Origin of the sequence: Kitasatospora sp. GAS204B (assembly GCF_029892155.1) — a bacterium.
Taxonomy (GTDB): Bacteria; Actinomycetota; Actinomycetes; order Streptomycetales; family Streptomycetaceae; genus Kitasatospora.
This window is the reverse complement of sequence record NZ_JARZAG010000002.1, coordinates 379,461-393,894: the sequence shown is the minus strand read 5'-3', so window position 1 is coordinate 393,894 and position 14,434 is coordinate 379,461. Positions and strand designations below refer to the sequence as shown.

Annotated in this window: 15 protein-coding genes; 8 read left to right on the top strand and 7 right to left on the bottom strand. The window is 72.7% G+C overall.

Features of this window, described 5'->3' with window-relative positions; genetic code table 11:
- Nucleotides 1-116: 116 nt before the first annotated feature.
- Complete coding sequence (gene ppgK / locus P3T41_RS04370; protein ID WP_280687788.1) at nucleotides 117-869, top strand: polyphosphate--glucose phosphotransferase; 753 nt, start codon at nucleotides 117-119, stop codon at nucleotides 867-869.
- A gap of 36 nt (nucleotides 870-905) precedes the next feature.
- Here the strand turns inward: ppgK and P3T41_RS04365 are convergent, their stop codons facing one another.
- Entirely contained in the window at nucleotides 906-1,502 is a 597-nt protein-coding gene (locus tag P3T41_RS04365; RefSeq protein ID WP_280687786.1) for a DUF6542 domain-containing protein, read from the bottom strand.
- Between the two features lie 202 nt (nucleotides 1,503-1,704).
- Here P3T41_RS04365 and ychF point away from each other — a divergent pair, with 202 nt between their 5' ends.
- From ychF to P3T41_RS04350, 3 genes are all read left to right on the top strand, one after another.
- Entirely contained in the window at nucleotides 1,705-2,778 is a 1,074-nt protein-coding gene (gene ychF, locus P3T41_RS04360) for a redox-regulated ATPase YchF (protein ID WP_280687785.1), read from the top strand.
- A gap of 196 nt (nucleotides 2,779-2,974) precedes the next feature.
- Nucleotides 2,975-3,256 (top strand): type II toxin-antitoxin system prevent-host-death family antitoxin, encoded by a 282-nt coding sequence (locus tag P3T41_RS04355; RefSeq protein ID WP_280687784.1) that lies wholly within the window; start codon nucleotides 2,975-2,977, stop codon nucleotides 3,254-3,256.
- Nucleotides 3,253-3,507 carry a Txe/YoeB family addiction module toxin gene (locus P3T41_RS04350; RefSeq protein WP_073443650.1) on the top strand — a complete coding sequence of 85 codons (255 nt, stop codon included), beginning with the start codon at nucleotides 3,253-3,255 and terminating at the stop codon, nucleotides 3,505-3,507. Before P3T41_RS04355 ends, P3T41_RS04350 begins: the two co-directional genes overlap by 4 nt.
- Before the next feature lie 212 nt (nucleotides 3,508-3,719).
- Here P3T41_RS04350 and P3T41_RS04345 read toward each other — a convergent pair whose 3' ends face one another.
- The 6 genes from P3T41_RS04345 to P3T41_RS04325 all read right to left on the bottom strand — a co-directional run bounded on the left by P3T41_RS04345 (nucleotide 3,720) and on the right by P3T41_RS04325 (nucleotide 6,771).
- Nucleotides 3,720-3,980 carry a Txe/YoeB family addiction module toxin gene (locus P3T41_RS04345; RefSeq protein ID WP_280687780.1) on the bottom strand — a complete coding sequence of 87 codons (261 nt, stop codon included), beginning with the start codon at nucleotides 3,978-3,980 and terminating at the stop codon, nucleotides 3,720-3,722.
- Nucleotides 3,977-4,234 carry a type II toxin-antitoxin system prevent-host-death family antitoxin gene (locus tag P3T41_RS04340; protein ID WP_280687778.1) on the bottom strand — a complete coding sequence of 86 codons (258 nt, stop codon included), beginning with the start codon at nucleotides 4,232-4,234 and terminating at the stop codon, nucleotides 3,977-3,979. The genes P3T41_RS04345 and P3T41_RS04340 overlap by 4 nt, the downstream gene beginning before the upstream one ends.
- A gap of 99 nt (nucleotides 4,235-4,333) precedes the next feature.
- Nucleotides 4,334-4,996 carry an HAD-IA family hydrolase gene (locus tag P3T41_RS04335; RefSeq protein WP_280687776.1) on the bottom strand — a complete coding sequence of 221 codons (663 nt, stop codon included), beginning with the start codon at nucleotides 4,994-4,996 and terminating at the stop codon, nucleotides 4,334-4,336.
- Nucleotides 4,997-5,021: 25 nt separating this feature from the next.
- Complete coding sequence (locus P3T41_RS36900) at nucleotides 5,022-5,477, bottom strand: deaminase (RefSeq protein WP_348533624.1); 456 nt, start codon at nucleotides 5,475-5,477, stop codon at nucleotides 5,022-5,024.
- Entirely contained in the window at nucleotides 5,474-6,154 is a 681-nt protein-coding gene (locus tag P3T41_RS36895; RefSeq protein WP_348533623.1) for a dihydrofolate reductase family protein, read from the bottom strand. The genes P3T41_RS36900 and P3T41_RS36895 overlap by 4 nt, the downstream gene beginning before the upstream one ends.
- Nucleotides 6,155-6,189: 35 nt before the next feature.
- Nucleotides 6,190-6,771, bottom strand: coding sequence for a pyridoxamine 5'-phosphate oxidase family protein (locus P3T41_RS04325; RefSeq protein ID WP_280687774.1), 582 nt, complete (start codon nucleotides 6,769-6,771; stop codon nucleotides 6,190-6,192).
- A gap of 143 nt (nucleotides 6,772-6,914) precedes the next feature.
- On the opposite strand from P3T41_RS04325, the gene P3T41_RS04320 reads away from it, so the two are divergent.
- The 4 genes from P3T41_RS04320 to P3T41_RS04305 all read left to right on the top strand — a co-directional run bounded on the left by P3T41_RS04320 (nucleotide 6,915) and on the right by P3T41_RS04305 (nucleotide 14,430).
- The gene (locus tag P3T41_RS04320; RefSeq protein ID WP_280687773.1) at nucleotides 6,915-7,727 is read left to right on the top strand and encodes a methyltransferase domain-containing protein; all 813 of its coding nucleotides are present in this window, start codon (nucleotides 6,915-6,917) and stop codon (nucleotides 7,725-7,727) included.
- Nucleotides 7,728-8,222: 495 nt separating this feature from the next.
- Nucleotides 8,223-8,627 carry a (deoxy)nucleoside triphosphate pyrophosphohydrolase gene (locus tag P3T41_RS04315; protein WP_280687771.1) on the top strand — a complete coding sequence of 135 codons (405 nt, stop codon included), beginning with the start codon at nucleotides 8,223-8,225 and terminating at the stop codon, nucleotides 8,625-8,627.
- 176 nt (nucleotides 8,628-8,803) lie between these two features.
- Entirely contained in the window at nucleotides 8,804-11,524 is a 2,721-nt protein-coding gene (locus P3T41_RS04310) for a SpoIIE family protein phosphatase (RefSeq protein ID WP_280687769.1), read from the top strand.
- Between the two features lie 257 nt (nucleotides 11,525-11,781).
- Complete coding sequence (locus P3T41_RS04305; protein WP_280688040.1) at nucleotides 11,782-14,430, top strand: SpoIIE family protein phosphatase; 2,649 nt, start codon at nucleotides 11,782-11,784, stop codon at nucleotides 14,428-14,430.
- Nucleotides 14,431-14,434 lie beyond the last annotated feature (4 nt).

Genomic DNA, 14,434 nt, shown 5'->3' with positions numbered 1-14,434 from the left:
ACGCTGTGGCAGGTTCCGAGCTGCTTTCGTCGGCGCGCTCTCGTACGGTGAAGGTCGGCTGATCCGGGTGGGTCGGCCGATCCGGTCGAACGGCTGATTCCTCCAGGAGGCTCGACGTGGCGGCAACCGAAGTGTTCGGCGTGGACATCGGCGGCTCCGGCATCAAGGGCGCGCCGGTCGACCTGGAGCGCGGCGAGCTGTCCGCGCCCCGGCACAAGGTGCTCACCCCGCACCCGGCCTCGCCGGAGTCGGTGGTCGCCGCGGTCAAGGAGGTGGTCGAGCACTTCGACCACCGCGGGCCGGTCGGCCTGACCTTCCCCGGCGTGGTGATCGACGGCCACACCCGCAGCGCCGCCAACGTGGACCCGGGCTGGATCGGGCTGGACGCCGCAGGCCTGTTCCGCGAGGCGCTGGACCTGCCCGCCACCGTGCTCAACGACGCGGACGCGGCGGGCCTGGCCGAGGTCGCGCACGGCGCGGGCCGTGCCGCGCGCGGTGTGGTGCTGGTGCTGACCTTCGGCACCGGGATCGGCAGCGCGCTCTTCGTGGACGGCACGCTGGTGCCCAACACCGAGCTGGGCCACCTGGAGCTGCGCGGCAAGGACGCCGAGCGGCGGGCTTCGGCCGCGACCCGGGAGCGGCACGAGCTGAGCTGGTCCGAGTGGGCGGTCCGGGTGGACGAGTACCTGGATCTGGTGGAGCGGCTGTTCTCGCCGCAGCTGGTGATCATCGGCGGGGGCGTCAGCCGCAAGCACGAGAAGTTCCTGCCGCTGCTCACGAAGCGGGCGGCCACCGTGGTCCCGGCCGCACTGCGCAACGACGCCGGCATCGTCGGCGCCGCGATGGCCACGCTCAGGCCGGGGAACTGAGGCCCCGCCGGCTTTCGGGGGTCGGCGGCCCCGGTGTCAGCGGCCCCGGCGGATCCGGCGCTGGGCGACGAACCGGGCCGCCACGATCAACGCCGCCAGGCCCGTCCCGGCGAACAGCCAGGCGGCCCGCAGCGCCAGACCGGCGCAGAGCGACAGCACCTGCCCGACCACCCCGGGCACCGTCACCGGGTCGAGCAGCGCCACCGTCAGCGCGAAGGCGAGCGGACCGCTGACCGGCGCGGCCGGCAGGTCGGCCAGCCGGACCCGCACCGCGGTCTGGAAGCAGACCAGCAGGAAGCCGATCTCGAACAGCAGCCCCAGGCTGCCGAACAGCCAGTGGTCGAGCAGCCCGAAGGCGAGGGTGCCGAGCACCGACAGCACGCCGGCGCCGATCCCGGTCAGCCGGGCCGGTCGCCCCGGCGGTCGCCCGGTCGCCGCCCCGCCCCCGGCCATCCGCTGCCGCAGTCGGGCCAGCGGGGCGGCACTACCGGAGGCGGGCCGGAGTCTGGAGGGCCGCGCGGTGACGGCATCGCGGGGCGCGGCCGGCCCCGGAACGGCGGCCTCGCGGGACCCGCCGCCGGCTGGCGGTCGGGGCCGGGGCCCGGGCGGCTGGGTACGGATGCTCTGCTCCACACGCCCAACGTACGGTCCGATTTACATCACCTTGGGTAATGACGCCTCAAGACCTCGTGCGTGTCCTGCCCAACCGGCTGCGGCAGCGCAGTCACCGGCCCACCCCGGCTCCCCGGTCGGTCTCCCGACGGTGGGCCGTAGACTTGGCGGTCGGCCCGTACGGTGCCGCTCCACGCCCTCCAAGCCCACGGGATCGCGCTTCATGTCGCTCACGATCGGAATCGTCGGTCTGCCGAATGTCGGCAAGTCGACCCTGTTCAACGCCCTGACCAAGAACGACGTCCTGGCGGCCAACTATCCGTTCGCCACCATCGAGCCGAACGTCGGCGTGGTCGGCGTCCCGGACGCCCGGCTCGCCGTGCTCGCCAAGATCTTCGGCTCCGAGCGGATCCTGCCCGCCACGGTCGACTTCGTGGACATCGCGGGCATCGTCCGCGGCGCCTCCGAGGGCGAGGGCCTGGGCAACAAGTTCCTCGCCAACATCCGTGAGTCGGACGCGATCTGCCAGGTCATCCGGGCCTTCAACGACCCCGACGTGGTCCACGTGGACGGCAAGGTCTCGCCCAAGGACGACATCGAGACCATCAACACCGAGCTGATCCTGGCCGACCTGCAGTCGGTCGAGAAGGTGCTGCCGCGCCTGCAGAAGGAGGCCCGGCTGAAGAAGGAGTCGGCCGCCACGCTGGCCGCCGCCGAGGCCGCCCAGAAGGTGCTGGAGTCCGGCAAGACCCTCTTCGAGGTCGGCTTCGACTCCTCCTCGGTGCGCGAGCTGCACCTGCTCACCACCAAGCCCTTCCTCTACGTCTTCAACGTCGACGAGGAGGAGCTGACCGACGAGGAGTTCAAGGACGGCCTGCGCGGCCTGGTCGCCCCGGCCGAGGCGATCTTCCTGAACGCCAAGATCGAGTCCGAGCTGATCGGCATGGACGACGACGACGCCCTGGAGCTCCTCCAGTCGATGGGCCAGCAGGAGCCCGGCATGGCCACCCTGGGCCGGGTCGGCTTCGCCACCCTGGGCCTGCAGACCTACCTCACCGCCGGCCCCAAGGAGGTGCGCGCCTGGACCATCAAGAAGGGTGCCACCGCCCCCGAGGCCGCCGGCGTGATCCACACCGACTTCCAGAAGGGCTTCATCAAGGCCGAGATCGTCTCCTACGCCGACCTGGTCGACTGCGGCTCGATCCCGGAGGCCCGGGCCAAGGGCAAGTCCCGCATCGAGGGCAAGGACTACGTGATGCAGGACGGCGACGTGGTGGAGTTCCGCTTCAACGTGTGAGCGGATGACATAACACCACGTTGCTGACGTGGCAAACACGCAGGTCGCACGGGGTCCGGCTCTACCGAGTCGGGCTCTGCTGGTTTCCCGTGCTGGGATGGTGCTGGGAAATCTGGCTGCCCGTCAGCTGTTCACCCGCCGAGCGAACGTCGAGAGTGGTACGTTATTAGGTACCACTTGAGGGAGGGGTCAGGTCATGTCCATAACTGCGAGCGAAGCCCGCAAGGAACTCTTTCCGCTGATCAAGAAGGTCAACGAGAACCACGAGGCCATCGAGATCGTCTCCAAGCACGGCAATGCCGTACTTGTCTCGGCCGAGGACTACGCGGCGTTGAGTGAGGGCTCGTACCTGCTGCGCTCTCCGGCGAACGCTCGGCGGCTCCTCAAGGCGTATGAGAACGCCCTGGCCAACGTCAACCTGTCGGAGCGTGAGCTGATCGATCCCGAGTCGACGGACGCAGGTGCGGGTGCCGCGTGAGGCTTGTCTTCGAGGATCAGGGCTGGGAGGACTACACGTCCTGGCTCAAGAACGACCGCAAGATGCTCGCCCGGATCAACAAGCTCATCGAGGACGTCAGACGTGACCCCTTCACGGGCATCGGCAAGCCGGAGCCGCTGAAGTATCACCTGCCGGGGGCCTGGTCACGGCGGATCGATGACGAGCACCGCCTCGTCTATCTGGTGACGGACAAGGAGATCGTCATTCTCGCGGCCCGGTACCACTACTGAACTCTCATGCCGGCCGGGTAGTGCTGGGATGTGTTCCCGTGCTGGGGCAGTGCTGGGATGGCCCCCTCTAAAGAGACGTTTCCGCAGGTCGGAGCTCTGTGTTCGACATTCCGCTTCAACGTCTGACCCGCTTTCAACGTCTGACCCGCGCACCGCCGCGCCGGCGGCCCGCCTCTTCGGGGTGGGCCGCCGGCGTTTCACTGTCCGGCAGGTCAGCTCTCGTAGTGGTAGCGGCACTGGGCGATCAGGATCGAGTCGTCGGTGACCTTGTAGATCAAGCGGTGCTCGTCGTTGATCCGCCGTGACCAGTAGCCCTGGAACCCGTGCTTGAGCGGTTCCGGCTTGCCGATCCCCTCGTTGCCGTTGCGCGCGACATCGGCGATGAGTGTGTTGATCCGCTTGAGGATCTTGCGGTCCTGGAGCTGCCACCACAGGTAGTCCTCCCAGGCCCGGGAGGCGAAGGTGATCTTCACTCCGGGTCCGCCAACTCCCGTACGGTCCCGCCGCCGCTCTCCAGTTCCTCGATCGAGGCCAGCAGCCGGCGCGCGTTCGCGGGGCTGCGCAGCAGGTAGGCGGTCTCCTTCAGGGACTGGTAGTCCTCCAGCGAGACGATGACCACCGGCTCGTGTCCGGCGCGAGTGATCACTATCTCCTCGCGGTCGTCCGTGACCGCGTTGAGCACCTCGGCGTAGCGCGCGCGGGACTCCGAGTAGGTCATCGTCTTCATGGCTGCGCTCCTCCGGTAGGTACAAGAAACTGTACGCCCATGCCGATATGGCGACAAGGGAGCGAGCACCCGTCCGGCGGCCGTGGGCCCGGTGTGGGGTCAGGCGGTGACCTGGACCAGCACCGTGCCGTCCGGGCCTGCGGTGAGCCGAACCTGCTCCAGGGTGTCCACGTGCAGCGTCGGCCGGTGCGCCGCCGCGCGGGGGCCGACGCCCAGCACCCGCATCCCGGCGGCCCTGCCGGCGGCGATGCCGGCCTCGGAGTCCTCCAGGACCAGGCAGTGCTCCGGGGCGACGCCGAGTTCGGCGGCGGCCTTGAGGAAGCCCTCGGGGTCGGGCTTGCTGGCGCCGACCGACTCGGCGGTGATGGCCAACTCCGGCATCGGCAGGCCGGCCGCGGCCATCCGGGTCCGGGCCAGCGCCAGGTCGGCGGAGGTGACCAGGGCGTGCGGGAGGCCGGCCAGCGCGGCCAGGAAAGCGGCGGCGCCGGGCACCTCGACCACGCCCTCGGTGTCGGCGGTCTCCAGGGCGAGCATCTGCCGGTTCTCGGCCAGGTTCTGCTCCATCGGCCGGTCCGGCAGCAGGATCGCCATGCTCAGGTGGCCCTGGCGGCCGTGCACCACGGACATCGTGTGGTCGCCGTCCAAGCCGTGGTCGGCGGCCCAGCGGCGCCAGCAGCGCTCGACGACGGCGTCCGAGTTGACCAGGGTTCCGTCCATGTCCAGCAGCAGGGCGCGCACGGACAGTTCGGTGGCGACGGTCATGCCGGGGCTCCTCGCAAAGCGATGGTTATGTTTCCTCAGGATACAAAAGGTGCCGGTTGACCTCCCGGGCCGCCCCGGCCAGCTCCGGCAGCTCCACCACCTCGACCCCGGCGGCGGTCAGCCGGTCGACGCCCTCGCAGCCGGTGACGAAGAGGTCCGGCTCCCGCCAGGCGACCACCACCCGGGGGATCCCGGCGGCCAGCACCAGGTCGGCGCACGGGTGCGGGCGCGAGGCGCGGCGGCTGCACGGTTCCAGCGAGCTGTAGAGGGTGGCGGCACGCAGCCGCGGGTCGCCGGACGGCAGCTTGCCGAGCGCGGACTCCTCGGCGTGCACCACCGGATCGTCCTCGCGGCTGTGGCCCTCGGCCAGCACGGTGCCGTCCGCGCCGACGATCACCGCGCCCACCGAGAAGGCCGTCGCCGAGGGCGGGCAGTGGCGGGACAGCTCGATGGCGCGGGCCAGGAAGGACAGGTCACTCACGCGGACTCCTTGGGGGCGTACCGGAGCAGGACGACGTCGCCCACCGTCCGGGCGGCGAGCAGCCGCAGCCGACGGCCGCTGCCGCCGGGGAACTTGGCCGGGTTGACGAAGCGGGGCGCCGAGGCGTGCCCGACCAGCAGTGGCGCGACGGCCAGTTGGAGCTCGTCGGCCAGCCCCTCGGCGAGGAACTGGGTGTGCACCGAGCCGCCGCCCTCCACCATCAGCCGGCCCACCCCGCGCCGTCCGAGGTCGTCGAGCAGCGCGCCGAGCCCGACCCGCTCGCCGAGCCCGGTCACCTCGGCCAGCCCGGCCAGCCGCTCCCGCAGGCCGGCCGCCGCCTGGTCGGTGGTGTACACCAGGCGTTGCTCGCCGGTGTGCCAGAACCGCAACTCGGGCGAGAGGTCGCCGCGCGCGCTCAGGGTCACCTTGAGCGGGTGGGCGGAGCGCCCCGCGGCCACCCGGGCAGCCCGCCGGTCGGGGTCGTTGACCAGCAGCCGGGGGTTGTCGCGGCGCAGGGTGGTGGAGCCCACCAGGATCGCGTCGCAGTCGGCGCGCAGCTGGTCCACCCGGTCGAAGTCGGCCGGGTTGGAGAGCAGCAGGCGTTCGGGAGAGGCGTCGTCCAGGTAGCCGTCGATCGACATCGCGGCGCTGAGCAACACGTACGGGCGGGTGGGCATGGTCCCAACCGTACGATGCCCGGGCAGGCGGCCCGTTACGGGCGGGGTGGCAACGGCAGCGGCAAGCCCGGCAGGCCGTCCACGCTGACGCCGACGAAGTCCTTCTTCTCGCAGTACTCGGCGAACTCCGCCTCGCTCTTGCGGTCGAAGTAGTCGGCGTGCAGCGCGCGGTCCTCGCGGTACTCCAGGTACGGCACCGCGAATCCGCAGGAGTCGCTGATCCGCTCGGCACGCACCAGGACGACCGCGCGCAGCCCGCCGCCGTCCGCCGTCGGGGCGAAGTGGCCCAGCAGCTCGGCGAAGCGCGGATCGTCGCGGAACACCGGCTCGCCCCGGCCGTGCACCCGGACCACGGTGGGTGGGCCGGTGAAGGCGCACCACATCAGCGTGATCCGGCCGTTCTCGCGCAGGTGGGCGATGGTCTCGGCGTGGCTGCCGCCGAAGTCCAGGTAGGCCAGGGTCAGCTCGTCCAGGACGGCCAGGGTGCCGGCGCGGCCCTTGGGGGAGAGGTTCACATGGCCGTCCTCGGACAGCGGTGCGGTGGCGGTGAAGAAGATCGGCTGGGCTTCGATGAAGGAGCGCAGCCTGCCGTCGATCCGTTCGTAGCTCTTTCCCATGGCTCGATTATTCGCGCGACCGTCCGCGAGGTGAACCGCTTTCCATGGAGTCTCGCACTTCGGGACGGATATTCTTGATCCCTGAGACGATCGCTAGGCTCAGGATCCTGCCGGAAGTCCAGTGAGCCTTGGAGGAACGAGCCATGACGGAGCATCAGGCGATCTACACGCACGGCCATCAGGACGCGGTGCTGCGCTCGCACCGCAGCCGCACCGCGGCCAACTCGGCCGCCTACCTGCTGCCCGAACTGCGGGCCGGGCAGACGCTGCTGGACGTCGGCTGCGGCCCCGGCACGATCACCGCCGACCTGGCCGAGCTGGTCGGACCGACCGGGCGGGTGGTGGCGGTGGACAGCTCGCCCGAGGTGCTGGCGCAGGCCGCCGAGTACCTGGCCGGGCGAGGGCTGGACAACGTCGTCCTGGCGGTCGGTGACATCCACCGACTGCAGTACGCCGATGGTGAGTTCGACGTGGTCCACGCCCACCAGGTGCTGCAGCACGTGGCGGACCCGGTGGCGGCGCTGCGGGAGCTGCGCCGGGTGGTGGCGCCCGGCGGCGTGGTGGCCGTGCGGGACGCCGACTACCAGGCGATGACCTGGTATCCCGAACTGCCGGAGCTGACCGCCTGGCTGGACCTGTACCGGCGCACGGCGCGGGCCAACGGCGGCGAGCCGGACGCCGGGCGCCGGCTGCTGGCCTGGGCCCGGGCGGCCGGCTTCACCGAGGTGACGGCCGGCAGTTCCAGCTGGACCTACGCGACGGCCGGCGAGCGGCTCTGGTGGGGCGAGTCCTGGGCCGAGCGGGTGGTGAGCTCCGGGCTGGCCGCCACCGCGCGGGAACGCGGCTTCGCCGACGACGCCGAGCTGGCCGTGATCGCCGACGGCTGGCGGCGCTGGGCGGTGGATCCGGACGGCTGGTTCGCCGTGCTGAACGGGGAGGTGCTGGCCCGGGGTTGAGGCCCGCCCCGGCGCGGTGGGCCGGGTCGGCGGGCCCGGGTCGGTGGACTTCGTGCAGTACGGATCGGCCGAGTCGGCGCTGACCTGTGACCGGACTAGACCTTGCGCCACGGCGGGAGCCGGTCCACCCTTGCGATAGCCGTACGCGTGGCGTCCTTCGCTCACGCGTCGGCCGAACGGGGGCGAACGGGGGCAGTGTGCGCGTCAGTGGGCGGAAACCGATGCGGGTGACGCATCGGCCGAGCCGGTCGAATACGAACCGGGCGGTCAGGGGGAGCGGGCGACGCCCGCCCGACCGGACCCCGCGGCTTACCCGCCGTTAACCCGGCTGTCCGGGTGCGTGACGGCACCGAAACCTCGTCCGTACGTCCCGTTAGCGGGCCGTCCCTAACCTCGGGTCAGGGCCGGCCGACCCGCCCGGGCCCGACTCGACCCCCACCGAGCCGGGCCCGGCGCGCTGCCGCCACCAGCGAGGGAAGCCCTAAGCTCCCCGGCATGGAGAACCGGATCGTGGTCGGCGGCGCGCTGATCCACCAGGGCCGGGTGCTGGCCGCCCGGCGCAGCGCGCCGCCCGAGGTGGCGGGGCGCTGGGAGTTCCCCGGCGGCAAGGCCGAGCCGGGGGAGAGTCAGCAGCAGGCGTTGGAGCGCGAGCTCTTCGAGGAGTTGGGCGTGCGCGCCCGGGCGCTGCACCGGCTGGCGGGGGAGTGGCCGGTCCGGGCGGGACTGGTGCTGCGGATCTGGACGGCGGAGCTGCTGGAGGGCGAGCCGCAGCCGCTGGAGGACCATTCCGAGCTGCGCTGGCTGGGGCCTGACGAGTTGTCGGCGGTGGACTGGCTGGAGCACGACCGCGCGGTGCTGCCGGAGGTCGCCCGGCTGCTGGCCTCCGCTGACGCGTCGTGAGCCGAGCCCGGCTGACCGGGCGAGCCGCTCGGCCACTCCTGGGACCAATCGGAAAAGATGACCCGAACGCATGGATAGTGCGTGATCCCTTGGGGTATGTCACAGTTCGGCATGATCTGTGACGATTGGTGAGTCACGCGTACTCCGTCCGAGTCGGTACTTGGGAGGCCCCGCCGGTGACCAGCACGGGTAGCGGCGGGCGAGCGCGGCCCCGCCCCGCGCGGACGGGTGGCGCCGCCGCCCGCGCGCGCCTGCGGGTCAGCGCTCCGACCACCGCGTCCGGCGGCACCGGCGCCCCCGCCGCCGACCCCCGCCCGCCGCGCTCCACGGCACCCACCACCGCGCCCGCCGCCCGCCGCGGCGGCCCCGCCGCACCGTTCCCCACCGCCGGCCCCACCCCCGGCCCGCCGCCCGTCCCGGGCCACCCGCACGGCGAGCACACCCAGGGCAGCCTCTTCGACGTGGTCAAGGTCGCCATCGCGATGCTCGACACGGCGGGCCGGGTGGTGCTCTGGAGCCCGGCGGCCGAGGAACTGCTCGGCTGGCCCAGCGAGGTGCTGGTGGGCCGTCGGATCGAGGAACTGGTGGTGGACGAGCAGCAGGTCGCCGACCTCCGTGAGGTGTTTCGGGCGGCGCTGCGCACCGGCAGCTGGCAGGGCCTGACCCAGCTGCGGCACCGGGACGGCCCGAGCATCCCGGTGGAGGCCCGGATCTCGCTGCTGGTGGACGGCGACGGCACCCCGTTCCTGCTGGTCGCGCTGGCCGAGGCGCGCACCCTGCAGGCCGTGGAGCGCGATCTGGCGGTGCGTGACGCGCTCTTCGAGCAGTCCGCGCTCGGCATCGCGGTGCTGGACACCGACCTGCGCTACACCGCCGTCAACCAGACGCTGGCCGAGATGAACGGGGTGGCCGCCGAGGACCACGTCGGGCGGACCACCGGCGAGACGCTGCCCGAACGGGCCGCCGACGAGATCAGCGTGATCCAGCGTCAGGTGCTGGCCACCGGCGATCCGGTGATCGACGTCACGCTGGCCGGCCCGAGCACCGCGCGCTCCGGCTACCGGTCGATCTCCTACAGCCGGCTCACCGACCGCGGCGGTCGGGTGCTGGGCATCTCCGGCACCGTGATGGACGTGACCGAGCGCTACCGCGCGGTGGCCAAGGTCGAGCACGCCCGCCGCCGGCTCGCCCTGCTGAACGAGTTCGGCTCGCGGATCGGCGACCTGCTGGACGCCGCCCGGATCGCGCAGGAGCTGGCCAGCGCGGTGGTGCCGCGGCTGGCCGACTTCGCGGCGGCGATCCTGCTGCAGGCGGTGGCGCACGGCGACGACCTGCCCCGGCACGGGCACGACCGGCGAACCTCGCTGCTGCAACTCGGCGTGGCGGCCGCCCAGGACGGTGAGGAGGTGGAGGTGATGCTCCGCCGGGGCGCTCGGATCAGCTTCGCCGAGGAGTCCTGCTACGGCCGGGTGCTGCGCACCGGTGTTCCCGAACTGCTCTCCGGTGCCGAGGAGTTGGAGGACGCCACGTACCCCGGGGATCCCAAGGTGCGGGCCGCCCTGACGCTCGGCGCGCACTCCGTGCTGGTGGTCCCGCTGCGGGCCCGGGGCATCGTGATCGGCCTGCTGGTGCTCAGTCGGGCGGGGCGGCGCGAGGCCTTCGACCGGGACGACCTGGCCTTCTCGGTGGAGCTGGCCGACCGGGCCGGCAGCTCGCTGGACAACGCCCGGCTCTACGTGCGCGAGCGCACCGCCGCGCTCACCCTGCAGCGCACCCTGCTGCCGCAGCAGGTGCCGCAGCCCACCGGTGTCGAGGTGGCCTACCGCTACGTGCCGGGCAGCAGCGGCACCGAGGTCGGCGGTGACTGGTTCGACGTGATCCCGCTGCCCGGCGACCGCACCGCGCTGGTGGTCGGCGACGTGATGGGCCACGGCCTGCGGGCGGCCGCCACGATGGGCCGGCTGCGCACCGCCGTGCGGGTGCTCGCGGCCCTGGACCTGCCGCCCGACGTGCTGCTGCGGCACGTCCACGAGTTGGCCGACGATCTGGCCCAGGGGCCGGACGAGGCGCTGCTGGCCACCTGCGTCTACGCGGTCTACGACCCGGCCACGGCGCGCCTGACGGTGGCCAAGGCCGGCCACATCCCGCCGGTGCTGATCCACCCGCCGACCCCCGGCCCGGCCCGCACCGGCAGCCCGCTGCTCGGCGGCGAGGGCCGGGTGCTGGACCTGCCCTCGGGCGCTCCGCTCGGGGTCGGCGGGGTGCCCTTCGAGTCGGTCGAGCTGCTGATCCCCGAGGGCAGCGTGCTGGCGCTCTGCACGGACGGCCTGGTCGAGTCCAGGGACAAGGACCTGGACGTCGGCCTCGGGCGGCTGCAGGCGGTGCTGGAGAAGCCGTACGGCTCGATCCAGCACGCCTGCGAAGCGGTGCTCGACACCATGGAGCAGGGCCGTGAGCCGGACGACGTGGCCCTGCTGCTGGCCCGGCTCGGCCGTGGCGAGGAGGGGGCCCGCACCGTCGGCTGGACGCTGCCCGCCGAGCCCACCGCGGTCTCCCGGGCCCGCCGGCTGGTCCGCGGCGCGCTCCAGGAGTGGGACGCGGAGGAACTGACCGACACCGTCGAGCTCCTGGTCAGCGAGCTGGTGACGAACGCGGTGCGGTACGCGAGCGCGCCGATCGGGGTGCGGCTCACCTACGGCGAGACGCTGCTGGTGGAGATCTCCGACCCGCTGCCCGATCCGCCCAGGGAGCGGCACGCGGCGGCCGCCGACGAGGGCGGCCGAGGCCTCGAACTGGTCCGCAGGCTGGCCCTGCGCTGGGGGGCGCGTGCCGAGGGAATGGGCAAGGTGGTCTGGTTCGAACAGGAATTGTCGGGGAAGGAAACGATTCACGATTGAATCGGGCGATGGTCGCTCAAATTTTCGAATGCTCAGACCTGCTCATGACAGATATCCTTGGCCGGCGCACGGCGGTGGACCAGGGGCGCGCACGTGGCAGGCTGGTAGCGCGAGGCTGGGGGCAAAAACCTTCGCCCGATTTGATGTTGTGATGTTGAGGGCGTGTGCGCCCGCCCTCGGATGATGAATACTCGGTCATCTCAGGTCTTCTCGACATCCGAATGGGCGCGGGTTGGAGGGGTCGGTCCTTGAACAGCATGCCGGCGCGGGAAGCGCTGACTGGTAGCGGTCATGCCGCCGTGCCCGGGCAGGCGGGCGCACCGGTCACCACCGGCGTCCCCGACCCGGTCGCGCACCGCGCCGACCCCGCCGCACCCGCGCCCGGCCCCGCGCCGCGCTGGGGCGACACCGACCCCGGCTCGATCTACGAGTACATCCGGGTCGCCACCTTCGCGATCGGCCCCGACGGGCGGATCAGTCAGTGGAGCGAGCGGGCCGCCGACTTCTTCGCGCTGCCCGCCGCCGAGGCGCTCGGCGCCGACCCGGTGACCACCCTGGTGCCGCGCGAGCTGTGGCGCCGCGGCCGGTCCCGGCTGGAGCTCACGCTGGCCGGCGAGGAGTGGGTGGGCACCGTGCCCTACCGCGAGCCGGACGGCGGCGAGGGGTTGGCCGAGGTCTACCTGATGCCCGCCGTCGCCCAGCACGGCCCGGACGGCGAGGTCGCCGACGGCCCGGGCGGCGCGCTCTGTCTCGCCGTCGACCTGGGCAAGTTGCGCCGGATCGAGACCGACCTGGCCGCCTCCGAGGCGGTCTTCGGGCAGACCCCGAGCGGCTTCTTCCTGTTCGACCGGCAACTGCGCCTGCAGCGGGTCAACCAGGCCTTCGCCGGCGCGGTCGGCGTCGAGCCCGACGCGCTCTGCGGGCTGACCGCGCACGACCTGTTCTCCTCCTCCGAGGCCGAGCGACTGCAGGCCGCGCTGCGCCAGGTGCTGGAGAGCGGCGACCCGGTGGTCGACCTGCGGTTCAACGGCACCGTGCCGACCCGCGGCGGCGAGCGCCGCTGGGCGATCTCGCTCTACCGGCTGACCGGCCCCGGCGAGCGGCCGATGGGCGTGGCCGGCCAGGTCAACGACGTGACCGGCCGGCACGTGGCCGAGCGCGAGGCCGCCGGGGTGCGCCGCAACCTGGCCCTGGTCAACGAGGCCAGCGCGCACATCGGTTCCACCCTGGACCTGGAGACCACCGCCAAGGAACTGCTGGACGTGGTCGTCCCGCAGTTCTGCGACCTGGCCACGGTCGACCTGTACTCCGCGCTGCTCTCCGGCGAGAGCGGCCCCTCACTGGCCGGCAGCGCCCCGTACGACGGCAGCGGCGAGCTGCGCCGGGTCGCGGTCTCCAGCGTGGTCGGCGGCGCCTCCTCGATGGACTTCGGCTCGCTGCTCGGCGGCGACCAGGGCTTCCCGGAGTCCTACGGCGCCCGGCTGGCCGCCGCCGAGGCCGGCGGCACGCTCTGCTACCCGCCGCGCTCCCCGCACGCGCGGGCGCTGCGCACCGGCCGGAGCGCGATCCCGGACCCGGGCCCCGACCCGCTGCTGCGCAGCACCCTGGTGGTCCCGCTGGTGGCCCGGGACGTGGTGCTCGGCCTGGTGCAGCTCTCCCGGGCGATCGGCAGCGAGCCGTTCGACGCCCGGGACGTGGCGATCGCCGAGGAGATCGCCGCCCGGGCCGCGGTCTGCGTGGACAACGCCCGGCTCTACCGGCGCGAGCACGAGCGCGCGCTGATCCTGCAGCGCAGCCTGCTGCCCCCGGGCAACCCCGAGGCCAGCGGCCTGGAGATCGCCTGCCGCTACCGCCCCAGCAACAACAACACCGAGGTCGGCGGCGACTGGTTCGACGTCATCCCGCTGCCCGGCAACCGCACCGCGCTGGTGATCGGCGACGTGATGGGGCGCGGACTGCGCGCCGCCGTGGCGATGGGTCAGTTGCGCACCGCGGTAAGGACCTTGGCCATGCTCGACCTGGAGCCGGCCGAGGTGCTCGGCTCGCTGGACGAGATCGCCCGCGGCCTGGGCGACCCGGGCCCCGGCCCGCTGCCGGGTTACGGCGGCGCGGCCCGCCCGGGCGACGAGGACGCGGTCGAGGTCTACCTGGCCACCTGCGTCTACGCCGTCTACGACGCGGTCACCCACCGCTGCGTGTTCGCCAACGCCGGCCACCTGCCACCCGCGCTGCTCAGCCCGGGCGAGCCGGCCCGGATGCTCGACGTGCCGCCGGGCCTGCCGCTGGGCGTGGGCGGCGAGCCGTTCGAGGAGGTCACCCTGGTGCTGCCGGACGGCGCGCTGCTCGGCCTCTACACCGACGGCCTGGTGGAGTCGCGCAAGCACCAGCTGGACGAGGGCCTGCACGCCTTCCGCACCGCTCTGGAGAACGGCGCCCCGGCCCTGGAGACGCTCTGCGACCAGGTGCTCAACGAGCTCGATCCGCACCACGGCGAGGACGACATCGCCCTGCTGATGGCCCGGGTGCGGGCGCTGCCGGAGAACGCGGTGGGCGACTGGAAGCTGCCGCCCGAGCCCACCTCGGTGGCCAAGGCCCGCGAACGGGCCTGCGCCTGGTTGCTGGCCCGTGGTCTGGACGAACTGGTCGACACCACCGAGCTGCTGGTCAGCGAGCTGGTGACGAACGCGCTGCGGCACGGGCGCGGCGACATCCGGCTGCGCCTGCTGCGCGACACCGCGGTGGTCTGCGAGGTCTGGGACGACGGCTACGCCCAGCCCCGCCAGCGCCGGGCCCAGGAGACCGACGAGGGTGGGCGGGGCCTGCAACTGGTCAGCCTGCTGGCCGAGCGCTGGGGGAGCCGGCGCACCCCGCACGGCAAGATCGTCTGGTTCGAGCTGAGCATCTGAGCCC